Annotated in this window: 5 protein-coding genes and 5 pseudogenes; 7 read left to right on the plus strand and 3 right to left on the minus strand. The window is 67.2% G+C overall.

Translation table 11 applies throughout. The annotated features are described in order from the left end of the window. Window positions 1-224 precede the first annotated feature (224 nt). The 5 genes and pseudogenes from sucC to ACHMW8_RS09960 all read left to right on the plus strand — a co-directional run bounded on the left by sucC (window position 225) and on the right by ACHMW8_RS09960 (window position 7,230). Window positions 225-1,423, plus strand: a pseudogene (sucC, locus tag ACHMW8_RS09940) (ADP-forming succinate--CoA ligase subunit beta). After that, window positions 1,424-2,309: pseudogene (sucD, locus tag ACHMW8_RS09945) on the plus strand (succinate--CoA ligase subunit alpha). A 172-nt stretch (window positions 2,310-2,481) separates the two neighbouring features. After that, window positions 2,482-5,447 (plus strand): annotated as a pseudogene (locus tag ACHMW8_RS09950) (2-oxoglutarate dehydrogenase E1 component). A 57-nt stretch (window positions 5,448-5,504) separates the two neighbouring features. Continuing rightward, a complete protein-coding gene (gene odhB / locus ACHMW8_RS09955) occupies window positions 5,505-6,737 on the plus strand; it encodes a 2-oxoglutarate dehydrogenase complex dihydrolipoyllysine-residue succinyltransferase (RefSeq protein ID WP_395445444.1) in 1,233 nt (410 codons plus the stop codon). A gap of 148 nt (window positions 6,738-6,885) precedes the next feature. Beyond that, a complete protein-coding gene (locus ACHMW8_RS09960) occupies window positions 6,886-7,230 on the plus strand; it encodes a DUF3088 family protein (protein WP_395445445.1) in 345 nt (114 codons plus the stop codon). Here the strand turns inward: ACHMW8_RS09960 and ACHMW8_RS09965 are convergent. After that, window positions 7,227-7,679 carry an AcvB/VirJ family lysyl-phosphatidylglycerol hydrolase gene (locus ACHMW8_RS09965; protein ID WP_395445936.1) on the minus strand — a complete coding sequence of 151 codons (453 nt, stop codon included), beginning with the start codon at window positions 7,677-7,679 and terminating at the stop codon, window positions 7,227-7,229. The genes ACHMW8_RS09960 and ACHMW8_RS09965 overlap by 4 nt on opposite strands. 34 nt (window positions 7,680-7,713) lie before the next feature. Beyond that, a pseudogene (locus tag ACHMW8_RS09970) lies at window positions 7,714-8,076 on the minus strand (AcvB/VirJ family lysyl-phosphatidylglycerol hydrolase); the annotation flags it as partial. Between the two features lie 102 nt (window positions 8,077-8,178). Between ACHMW8_RS09970 and lpdA the strand changes: the two are divergent. Together lpdA and ACHMW8_RS09980 are read left to right on the plus strand one after the other, a co-directional pair. Further along, complete coding sequence (gene lpdA / locus ACHMW8_RS09975; protein ID WP_125156923.1) at window positions 8,179-9,579, plus strand: dihydrolipoyl dehydrogenase; 1,401 nt, start codon at window positions 8,179-8,181, stop codon at window positions 9,577-9,579. A gap of 74 nt (window positions 9,580-9,653) precedes the next feature. After that, window positions 9,654-10,031: a hypothetical protein gene (locus tag ACHMW8_RS09980; protein ID WP_125156922.1), complete on the plus strand. Its 378-nt coding sequence runs from the start codon at window positions 9,654-9,656 to the stop codon at window positions 10,029-10,031. Window positions 10,032-10,153: 122 nt separating this feature from the next. On the opposite strand, the pseudogene ACHMW8_RS09985 reads toward ACHMW8_RS09980, so the two are convergent. Further along, window positions 10,154-12,140 (minus strand): annotated as a pseudogene (locus tag ACHMW8_RS09985) (methyl-accepting chemotaxis protein). Between the last annotated feature and the right edge of the window lie 70 nt (window positions 12,141-12,210).

Here is a 12,210-nt window from a genome sequence, read left to right on the forward strand (position 1 = left end):
ACCGGTAGACAGCTGGTCAGGCGCGAGAATTTGTGACCGGTAACAGTTGCGCGCGGTCAAAGGTTTCCCGTGCCTTGAGCGTGCAGATGCCCGGTCCGGGTGTCTCGTCGGACAAGATAAGCACGCAAGCCTTCACCTTATCGCCCTCACGCGGTTGCGCCTGCGAAATAGCGCTCCTATAACCCGGCCACATTTCAGAAAGCCGTCGTCGAGACCGGGCCCTCATGAACATCCACGAACATCAAGCCAAAGCCGTACTCGCCGAGTTCGGCGCCCCGTGCCGCGCGGCTTCGCCGCCTTCACCCCGGATGAAGCCGCCGCCGCCGCCGAAAAGCTCGGCACGCCGGTCTTCGTCGTGAAGAGCCAAATTCACGCCGGTGGCCGCGGCAAGGGCAAGTTCGAGGGCCTGGGCCCCGACGCCAAGGGCGGCGTCCGCGTCGTCAAGTCGGTCGAAGAGGTCCGCACGAACGCCGAGGAAATGCTCGGCCGCGTGCTGGTGACCCACCAGACGGGCCCCAAGGGCAAGCAGGTCAACCGCCTCTACATCGAAGAAGGCGCGGCGATCGCCAAGGAATTCTACCTGTCGCTTCTCGTCGACCGCGCCTCGAGCAAGGTCTCGGTCGTCGCCTCGACCGAAGGCGGCATGGACATCGAGGACGTCGCTCACTCGACGCCCGAGAAGATCCACACCTTCACCATCGACCCGGCGACGGGCGTGTGGCCGACCCACCAGCGCGCGCTGGCCAAGGCCCTGGGCCTGACCGGCGGCCTGGCCGAGGAAGCCGCCGCGCTGCTGACCCAGCTCTATACGGCGTTCATGGCCAAGGACATGGCCATGCTGGAGATCAACCCGCTGATCGTGACGGCGGATGATCACCTGCGCGTTCTGGACGCCAAGCTGTCGTTCGACGGCAACAGCCTGTTCCGTCACCCGGACATCAAGGCGCTGCGCGACGAGAGCGAAGAAGACCCCAAGGAAATCGAAGCCTCGAAGTACGACCTGGCCTATATCGCCCTGGACGGCGAAATCGGCTGCATGGTCAACGGCGCGGGCCTGGCCATGGCCACCATGGACATCATCAAGCTGTACGGCGCCGAGCCGGCCAACTTCCTGGATGTCGGCGGCGGCGCCAGCAAGGAGAAGGTCACCGCGGCCTTCAAGATCATCACCGCTGATCCGGCCGTGAAGGGCATCCTGGTCAACATCTTCGGCGGCATCATGCGCTGCGACATCATCGCGGAAGGCGTCATCGCCGCCGTGAAGGAAGTCGGCCTGCAGGTTCCGCTCGTTGTCCGCCTGGAAGGCACCAACGTCGAACTCGGTAAGAAAATCATCTCGGAAAGCGGCCTGAACGTCATCGCCGCCAACGACCTGTCTGACGGCGCCGAAAAGATCGTCGCGGCCGTGAAGGGTGCTCGCTAAATGTCGATCCTCATCGGTTCTGAAACCAAGGTCATCTGCCAGGGCATCACCGGCGCCCAGGGCACGTTCCACTCCGAACAGGCCATCGCCTATGGCACCAAGATGGTCGGCGGCGTCACGCCCGGCAAGGGCGGCCAGACCCACATCGGCCTGCCGGTGTTCGACACGGTCGGCGAAGCCAAGGAAGCCACCCGGCGCCGACGCCTCGGTGATCTATGTCCCGCCGCCCTTCGCGGCCGACTCGATCCTGGAAGCCATCGAAGCCGAGATCCCGCTGATCATCTGCATCACCGAAGGCATCCCGGTGCTGGACATGGTCAAGGTCAAGAAGGCGCTGCAAGGCTCGCGTTCGCGCCTGATCGGCCGAACTGCCCGGGCGTCCTGACGCCCAACCAGTGCAAGATCGGCATCATGCCGGGCTCGATCTTCTCGGCCGGTTCGGTCGGCGTCGTGTCGCGTTCGGGCACCCTGACCTACGAAGCCGTGTTCCAGACCACCAATGCGGGCCTGGGCCAGACCACGGCCGTCGGCATCGGCGGCGACCCGGTCAAGGGCACCGAGTTCATCGACGTGCTGGAACTGTTCCTGGCCGACGAAGCCACCAAGTCGATCGTCATGATCGGTGAAATCGGCGGCGCGGCCGAAGAAGAAGCGGCGCAGTTCCTGAAGGACGAAGCCAAGCGCGGCCGCAAGAAGCCCATGGTCGGCTTCATCGCCGGTCGCACGGCCCCTCCCGGCCGTCACATGGGTCACGCCGGCGCCATCGTTTCGGGCGGCAAGGGCGGGCGCCGAGGACAAGATCGCGGCGATGGAAGAGGCGGGCATCCGTGTCTCGCCGTCGCCCGCCAAGCTGGGCGAGACCCTGCTGGAAGTCCTGAAGGGCTAACTAGACACCGAAACCCCGCCTCGCGCGGGGCCCAGGTTTTTTGCGACCGCCAGTCGACGATCCGAAAAAATCACCTGGGCCCCGCCGTTCGACGGGCGCCGGGCGATTGAGAGACTATATTTACGGGCTTGCGATAGCGCTCCCGTAAGCAAGCGGATCTAAGGCGACAACGATGGCGGACGACGCAGGCATCATCAACCAGGTCTTGACCGAGACCAGCTTCCTCTACGGCGCCAACGCGGCGTTCGTGGAAGACCTCTACGCCCAATGGGCGGAGAACCCTGGATCGGTCGAACCCTCGTGGAACGCCTTCTTCGCCAGCCTCGCCGAGCAGGCCGACCAGGTTAAGCGCGCCGCGCAGGACCCGGCCTGGACGCCCAAGAAGGTGGCGACCGTCCGTCCGGACTGGCTGTCGGCCCTGGACGGCCAGTGGGCCAGCGTCGCCCCCGCCGTCGAAGCCAAGGTCGCCAAGGCGATCGAGGGCAAGGCTCCCGGCTCGTCCCGCCGAAGCCGTCCGCGCCGCCACGCTGGACAGCCTGCGCGCCATCATGATGATCCGCGCCTACCGGATGCGCGGTCACCTGGCCGCCAATCTCGACCCGCTGGGCCTGGATCCGCCGAAGGACGCCAGCGAGCTGGACCCGGCCACCTACGGCTTCTCCGAGGCCGACTACGACCGCCCGATCTTCCTCGACTTCGTGCTGGGTCTGGAGACCGCCACGATCCGCGAGATCCTGTCGATCCTGCGTCGCACCTACTGCGGCAATGTCGGCGTGCAGTACATGCACATCTCCGACCCGGCCGAGAAGGCCTGGCTGCAGGAGCGGATCGAGGGCCGCGACAAGGAAATCACCTTCTCCAAGGAGGGCAAGGTCGCCATCCTGAAGAAGCTGATCGAGGCCGAGGGTTTCGAGAAGTTCCTGCACAAGCGCTTCCCCGGCACCAAGCGCTTCGGCCTGGACGGCGGCGAGGCCATGGTCCCGGCCATGGAGCAGATCATCAAGCGCGGCGGCGCGCTGGGCGTGAAGGACATCGTCCTGGGCATGCCGCACCGCGGTCGCCTGAACGTGCTGGCCGCCGTGATGGGCAAGCCCTACCACGTCATCTTCCACGAGTTCCAAGGCGGCTCGTCGGTGCCCTCGGACGTCGAGGGCTCGGGCGACGTGAAGTATCACATGGGCGCCTCGTCGGACCGTGAGTTCGACGACAACAAGGTCCACCTGTCGCTGACGGCCAACCCGTCGCACCTGGAAATCGTCAACCCGGTCGTGATCGGCAAAGCCCGCGCCAAGCAGGCCTTCCTGCTGCGCGAGACCCCGGACGCGGGCCGCGGCCACGTGCTGCCGCTGCTGCTGCACGGCGACGCCGCCTTCGCCGGCCAGGGCGTGGTGGCCGAGTGCTTCACCCTGTCGGGCCTGAAGGGCTACCGCACGGGCGGCACGATCCACTTCATCGTCAACAACCAGATCGGCTTCACCACCAGCCCGCGCTACTCGCGCAGCTCGCCGTATCCCAGCGACATGGCGCTGATGGTCGAGGCCCCGATCTTCCACGTGAACGGCGACGATCCGGAAGCCGTCGTCTTCGCCGCCAAGGTCTCGACCGAGTACCGCCAGAAGTTCGGCAAGGACGTGGTCATCGACATGGTCTGCTACCGTCGCTTCGGGCACAACGAAGGCGACGATCCGACCATGACGTCGCCGATCATGTACGCCAAGATCAAGGGCCACCCGCCGACGCGTGAGCTCTACGCCAACCGCCTGATCGGCGAGGGCGTGATCAGCCAGGAAGAGTCGGACGGCTGGGTCAGCGACTTCGAGAAGTTCCTCGAACGCCGAGTTCGACGCCGGCAAGACCTACAAGGCCAACAAGGCCGACTGGCTGGACGGCAAGTGGGCCGGCCTGACCCTGCCGGGCGACGAGGATCGCCGCGGCAAGACGGCCTTCCCGAAGACCCGCCTGCTGGAAATCGGCCGGCAGATCACGACGATCCCGGACCGCATCGACGCCCACAAGACCGTCAAGCGCGCCATCGACAACCGCCGCGAGGCGATCGAAAAGGGCGAGGGCATCGACTGGGGCACCGCCGAGCACCTGGCCTTCGCCACCCTGCTCGACGAGGGCTATCCGGTCCGCCTGTCGGGCCAGGACTCGGTGCGCGGCACGTTCACCCAGCGCCACTCCGACGTCATCGACCAGAAGACCGAAGAGCACTACACGCCGCTGAACAACATCCGCGCCGGCCAGGCCCACTATGAAGTGATCGACTCGGCCCTGTCGGAAGAGGCGGTGCTGGGCTTCGAATATGGCTTCTCGCTGGCCGACCCGAACACCCTGACCCTGTGGGAAGGCCAGTTCGGCGACTTCGTGAACGGCGCCCAGGTGGTCATCGACCAGTTCATCAGCTCGGGCGAGCGCAAGTGGCTGCGGATGAGCGGCCTCGTCATGCTGCTGCCGCACGGCTACGAAGGCCAGGGCCCCGAGCACAGCTCGGCTCGCCTGGAGCGCTTCCTGCAGTCGTGCGCGGAAGACAACATGCAGGTGCTGAACTGCACCACGCCGGCCAACTACTTCCACGCCCTGCGCCGGCAGATGCACCGCGAGTTCCGCAAGCCGCTGATCGTGATGGCCCCCAAGAGCCTGCTGCGCCACAAACGCGCCGTCTCGAACCTGGACGACTTCGCCGAGGGTTCGGGCTTCCACCGCGTGATGGTGGACGGCGCCGAGGCCGGCTGCGACGTCGGCGGGATCACGCTGAAGAGCGACGACCAGATCAAGCGCGTCGTCCTCTGCTCGGGTAAGGTCTATTTCGACCTCGTGGACCATCGCGCCAAGACGGGCCGCGACGACGTCTATCTGCTGCGTCTGGAGCAGTTCTATCCGTGGCCGATGAAGTCGCTGATGAACGTGCTCGGTCGGTTCAAGAACGCCGACCTGGTCTGGTGCCAGGAAGAGCCGAAGAACATGGGCGGCTGGACCTTCGTCGATCCGTGGCTGGAGCTGACGCTCGACAAGCTGGACATCAAGGCCAAGCGCGCCCGCTATGTGGGTCGTCCGGCCTCGGCGTCCACCGCCGCGGGCCTGATGAGCCGCCACCTGAAAGAACTCGAGACGTTCCTCAACGAGGCCTTCGCTTAAGCGTCGGACTTCGTCTTTAATTTCGCCGGACCAAACAAGAGAGACCTGGAAAGCCCCATGGCCGACATCATGACCCCCGCCCTCGGCGAATCCGTCACGGAAGCGACGGTCGCCCGCTGGACCAAGAAGGCCGGGGAGGCCGTGAAGAAAGACGAGATCCTCGTCGAGCTGGAGACCGACAAGGTCAGCCTCGAAGTGGCCTCGCCCGCCGACGGCGTGCTCTCGGCCATCGGCGCCGAAGAAGGCGCGACGGTCGTTCCAGGCACGGTCCTGGGCGTGGTGACCGAAGGCGCGACTGCTGCGGCCGCTCCGGCCGCCGCTGCTCCCGCCCCGAAGGCCGCCGCTCCGGCGCCCGCGCCGACCCCGGCTCCGGCCGCTGCTGCTCCGGCCCCCGTCGCCGCAGCCCCGGCCGCCGCGCCGCTCAGCCCGGCGCCGGCCCGCGTCGCCGCCGAGAACAACCTCGACCTGTCGAAGGTCGCGGGCACCGGCAAGGACGGTCGCGTGACCAAGGGCGACGCCCTGGCCGCTCTGGAAGCCCGCGCCGCGGCTCCGGCCCCGGCCGCCGCTCCGGCCGCGCCGCGTCCGATCCATGAGCGCGAGGAACGCGTGAAGATGACGCGCCTGCGTCAGACGATCGCCCGTCGCCTGAAGGAAGCCCAGAACACCGCCGCCATGCTGACGACCTTCAACGAGGTCGACATGAGCGCGGTGATGGCCCTGCGCGCCCAGTACAAGGACATCTTCGAAAAGCGCCACGGCGTGAAGCTGGGCTTCATGTCCTTCTTCACCAAGGCCGTGGTGGCCGCGCTGAAGGCGATCCCGGACGTCAACGCCGAGATCGACGGCGCGGACATCGTCTACAAGAACCACTACGACATCGGCGTCGCCGTCGGCACCGACAAGGGCCTGGTGGTTCCGGTCGTCCGTGACGCCGACGCGCTGAACCTGGCCGAGATCGAAAAGGCCATCGGCGTCCTGGGCAAGAAGGCCCGCGACGGCCAGCTGTCCATCGAGGACATGCAGGGCGGCACCTTCACGATCACCAACGGCGGCATCTACGGCTCGCTGATGTCGACGCCGATCCTGAACGCGCCGCAGTCGGGCATCCTCGGCATGCACGCGATCAAGGAACGCGCCATGGTCGTCAACGGCAAGATCGAGATCCGTCCGATGATGTACCTGGCCCTGTCCTACGACCACCGGGTCGTCGACGGCGCCGGCGCCGTGACCTTCCTGGTCAAGGTCAAGGAAGCCCTGGAAGACCCGCAGCGCCTGCTGCTGGACCTCTAAGAGACTTTGAGAAGCCCGCCCTTACCGGCGGGCTTCTTCGCTTCAAGCGCGCCAGGCGAAAGTGTGTGCGGTTTCGCCGCCCGGTGCGCGCTGCTCAAAGAGGCCCTGGCGTTCCGCGCCGGGGCCGTTTGCTTTTCAGGAGGCCGCCATGGCCAAGGACACCTTGTACCTGCTGCCGATGGGCTTCGACAAAGAGGGCCAGCAACGCTTCTGTCCCGACTGCGCGATGATGGAAGGCTACCTGGCCGCCTATCCGCGACTGCGCGACGTCCTCGACATCGTTCGCGTCGACTACGCCCGGCCGCGTCCGGCCCTGGTCGAGCGCCTGGGCGAAGCGCATCAGAACGCCCCGACCCTGATCCTCGGCGACGCCGCGCCGGACGCCGGCCCGTACGGCGAGATTCAGTCGGCCAACGGCCTGTCGTTCCTGAGCGACGCGCGACCGATCACGCGCTGGCTGGCGGCGAAATACGACCTGCCGGCCCCGCTCTAGCGGCTGGCCTTCAGCACCGCCGCGCCCAAGGCCGCGTAGTCGCGGTTGAAGTGGTGGTCGCCGGGCAGACGGACCTTGGCGACCTCGCTGTCGGGCAGGCTGGCGCAGATATCGGCCTTTTCCTGGTCGCCGTAGACGCACGTGATTTTCAGGCCGTTCAACGCCGCGATGGCGGGGCGGACGGGATAGGAGTCCGGCGTGGCGATGTTGAGCCAGCTGGTCGGATGGAACTGCAGGTCGCCGTTGGGGCCTGCGCCGATCAGCACCAGGCGGCCGATCTGGCCGCGGACGTCGGCGGGCAGTTGCGGGATGATCGCCGGCAGGGCGTCGGCCCCGAACGAGTAGCCGATCAACGTCACCTTCGAGCGGCCCCAAAGGCGCTCGTACGACCGCAGGGCCTGGGCCAGGTCCGCGGCGGGCGCCGGCGGGCGAGCGCTTGGTGGTGAAATAGCTCAGCGAATTGACGCCCAGCGTCGGCACGCCGTTGTCGGCCAGATATTGGGTCACGCCCTGATCCAGGGCCGCCCAGCCGCCGTCGCCCGAATAGAACACCGCCAGCGTGTCGCCGGCCTTGCCGCTGGCGACCGGGATCTGGTCCAAGCCAGACGCCGAGGCGGCGAGGGGCGCCGCGGCGCTGAGCGCGACAGTGGCGAGGGCGGCGATGAGGCGGGCGCGAAGGGTCATGCTGGTATGACGCCACCGAGCCGTGGCGCTCTCCAGGCGAGCTGATGTCAAGCTTGTGGCGGTCCCCGCGGCGGGGTGTCGCGGCGGGTTTGGACGAACCGACCATTCTCCTTGGTTTTCAAGGCCGCGCGCGTCGAAAGCGGGTTCCGTTTTGGGCCGCATGCCTCTAAGGAACACGCGCCTCCAGAGGTCTGACAATATGGCCGGCGAGGCCCTATATTTTGTCCGGCGCCGCTTCCGGCGCGTCCTTGAGGCGGTAGACCCATGGCTCAGTACGACGTCGTCATCATCGGTGGCGGTCCCGGCGGCTACAACGCCGCGATCCGCGCGGGTCAGTTGGGCCTGAAAACCGCGATCGTCGAGTCGCGCGGCAAGCTGGGCGGCACCTGCCTGAACGTCGGCTGCATGCCGTCCAAGGCCCTGCTGCACGCCTCGGAGATGTACGCGGCGGCGACCGGTCCCGAGTTCGCCAAGCTGGGCATCGAGGTCAAGCCGAAGCTGAACCTGCCGCAGATGATGGCCCAGAAGGCCGAGAGCGTCGAAGCCCTGACCAAGGGCGTCGAGTTCCTGATGAAGAAGAACAAGGTCGACTACGTGAAGGGCTGGGGCCGCATCGACGGTGTTGGCAAGGTGGTCGTGAAGGCCGAGGACGGTTCGGAAACCGTGCTCGAGACCAAGAACATCGTGATCGCCACCGGCTCGGAGCCGACGCCGCTGCCGGGCGTGACGATCGACAACAAGCGCATCGTCGACTCCACCGGCGCCCTGTCGCTGCCGGAAGTGCCCAAGAGCCTGATCGTCGTCGGCGCCGGCGTCATCGGCCTGGAGCTGGGTTCGGTTTGGAAGCGCCTGGGCGCGGAAGTCACCGTCGTCGAGTATCTGGACCGCATCCTGCCCGGCACCGACACCGAGGTCGCCAACGCCTTCCAGAAGATCCTGACCAAGCAGGGCTTCAAGTTCTCGCTGGGCGCCAAGGTGACCGGCGCCGAGGCTTCGGCCAAGGGCGTCAAGCTGACCCATGAGCCGGTCGCCGGCGGCGCGGCCGCGACGATCGAGGCCGACTATGTGCTGGTCGCCATCGGCCGCCGTCCGTTCACCCAGGGCCTGGGCCTGGAGACGGTCGGCATCACGCCGGACAAGCGCGGCATGATCGCTAACGACCACTTCAAGACCGGCGTCGGCGGGATCTGGGTGGTCGGCGACGTGACCTCGGGTCCGATGCTGGCCCACAAGGCCGAGGACGAGGGCGTGGCCTGCATCGAGCTGATCGCGGGCAAGGCCGGCCACGTGAACTACGACATCATCCCGGGCGTCATCTACACCAGCCCCGAAGTCGCCACGGTCGGCAAGACCGAGGAGGACCTGAAGGCCGCGGGTGTGGCCTACAAGGTCGGCAAGTTCCCGTTCCTGGCCAACAGCCGCGCCAAGATCAACCACGAGACCGACGGCTTCGTGAAGATCCTGGCGGACGCCAAGACCGACCGTATCCTGGGCGCCCACGCCGTCGGCCCGAACGTCGGCGACATGATCGCCGAGGTCTGCGTGGCCATGGAGTTCGGCGGCGCCTCGGAAGACATCGCCCGCACCTGCCACCCGCACCCGACCCGCTCGGAGGCGATCCGCCAGGCGGCCATGGGCGTCGAAGGCTGGACGATGCAGGCGTAACGCGCCCTTACGATAGTTGATACCCACGTTCATCAATCGGACGTAGAGTGGCGGGGTTCCTTGGGAGCCCCGCCATGCTTTTGTCCGCGTTGACCCTCGCCGCTGCTTTGCAGTCCATGCCGTCCGCCGAGTTTCCGGCCACGCCGCTGGCCAAGCCGCCGATCAAGGCGCGGCCGCACCATGCGCCGCCCGAGACCTTGCTGAGCGATAGGCAAGTCGAGGCCTGGAAGGCTCGTCTAAATCGCATCGCCCACTGCGGCGCCAACGGTCTTCAGAACGCCCAGGGCGCGCCGGACGAGGCCTTCGCTTCGCCCAAGGCGCTGGCCCGCCGGCAGGCGGTGAAGGCCACGCGATTGGGCGATTTGCCGATGGCCAACCATACGCTGACCGTACTGCGCACGGAGGACGGCTGCCCCGTCTCCTCGACCGTCCGCTTCAACGTCGGACGCTGATCGCCCCGAATGAAAAAGCCCCGCCGGCGGACCGGCGGGGCTGTACGCTTTTCGAGGGGAGGAACGCCCGCGAGGGGAGCGGGCGGGTACGCTTACTAAGCTTGTTGGCCGTTGGGCCGGTCTCAGAACTCTTCCCAGTCGTCGCTGGCGCCGACGGCCTTGGCCAGCTTGGCCTGGGCGGCGGCGACGGGGTTGACGCCCGGACGGCTGGTGGCTGTGGCGACGGCCGGACCACGGCTCGGGGCCGGAGCCGCGGGACGGGGCGCGGGGGCGGCCGGGCGGTGCGTCGGGCGCGTTGAGCTCTTGATGGCGTGCGTCGCCGCGCCGCCGACGCGGAAGCGGCTGATCATCTGCATCAGGTTGCCGGCCTCGCCCTTCAGCGAGTGGCTGGCCGCGGTCGATTGCTCGACCATGGCGGCGTTCTGCTGGACGGTTTGGTCCATCTGGTTGACGGCGGCGTTGACCTGGTTGAGGCCGGTGGCCTGCTCCTGGCCCGAGGCCGCGATCTCGCCGACCAGGGCGTCGATCTCGCCGACCTTGCCGACGATGGCTTCCAGGGCTTCGCCGGTCTGGCCGACCATGCTCACGCCTTGGTTCACCTGCTGGCTGGAGGTCGAGATCAGGGTCTTGATCTCCTTGGCCGCGTCGGCCGAGCGCTGGGCCAGGGCCCGCACTTCCTGAGCGACGACCGCGAAGCCGCGGCCGGCCTCGCCCGCGCGAGCGGCTTCGACGCCGGCGTTCAAGGCCAGGAGGTTGGTCTGGAAGGCGATCTCGTCGATGACGCCGATGATCTGGCTGATCGACTGAGACGACTTTTCGATCTCGTTCATGGCGTCGACGGCGTTGCGGACCACGACGCTGGAGCGTTCGGCGTCGGTGCGGGTCGAGCCCACGACCTTGGCGGCTTCCAGGGCGCCGGCCGACGAACGCTTCACCGTGGCGGTGATCTCGTCAAGGGCGGCGGCGGTTTCCTCCAGGCTGGCGGCCTGCTGCTCGCTGCGGCGCGACAGGTCGTCGGCGGCCGAGGCGATCTCGTCCGACCCCGCGCCGATGCTGTTGGCGGCGTGGACGATGGTGCCCATCGCCTCTTCCAGCTGCGCGATGGCGCCGTTGAAGTCGTTCTGCAGGCGCTTGTAGGCCTCGGGGAACTCCTGGTCGACGCGGTAGGTCAGGTCGCCGTCCGACAGGCGGTTCAGACCCGTTGCGATGGCTTCCATGACGAAGGCCTGCTCCTTGGCGGCGGCCTCGGCGATCTCCTGGTTGCGTCGACGCTCGGCTTCCGTCTCGGCGTTGGCGCGCTGTTGGGCGGCCTCTGCGGTGCGCAGGGCCAGGGCGTTGTCCTTGAACACCTGGACCGAGCGGGCCATGGCGCCGACCTCGTCCTTGCGCTCGGCGCCCTTGACGTCGACGTCGACGCTGCCCTGGGCCAGGACTTCCATGGTCTTGGCTGTGGCGGCCAGCGGGGCGGCGATCTTCTTGGCGCCGATCCACAGGGCCAGCACCAAGGCGGCGCCGGCCGCGATCAGGCCGAACAGGATCGAGAACACGGTGCCGGCGGCGGCTTCCTTGGAAGCCTTTTCGACCATCTTCTTGGTCTCGGCGGTGTGGGCGTTGGTGTAGGTGTTGACGTCCGCGGTCAGCTTGGTGATCTGGGGGGTCGATCTCGACCATCACCATCTTGGCCGCGTCGTCCATGTCCTGCTGGCCGAGGTCCGCGCCGCTGCGGGCGCTGGCGTAGATTTTGTCGAGGCGCGCCTTGTAGCCGTCAACGGTCTTGGTCGCGCTGGGCTCGGCCTGCTTCACGCCGGCCAGCAGTTCGGTGGCTTGCTTGTAGGCCCTGTCCAGATCCGCGCTGGCGGTGTTGCTCTCGGTCGAGCCGCCATCATAGGCGATCGTGCGGTAGGCCGAGTAGCCGATCGTCGCGACGCGGCGGCTGAACCGGGCGATATTCAGTTCGGCGGGCGCGCGCTGTTCGACCAGGATCTTGGTGTTGACCTCGACCTTGCGCGCCTGCAGAGCGCCGAGCCCGACGATCACCACGGCGATCAGAGTCAGGATGACAGCGGGCAGGGCCACCTTCGTGGAGATCTTCAGATCATCGAACTTCATCGGAGCCTCATGGCGGCGCGCTTCTTGCACCCAGGGGGGAGCGCGTGTTTTCACGTCTAGAAGACCGTAC

Source organism: Caulobacter sp. UC70_42 (genome assembly GCF_044056025.1).
In the GTDB taxonomy this organism is placed as follows: Bacteria; Pseudomonadota; Alphaproteobacteria; order Caulobacterales; family Caulobacteraceae; genus Caulobacter.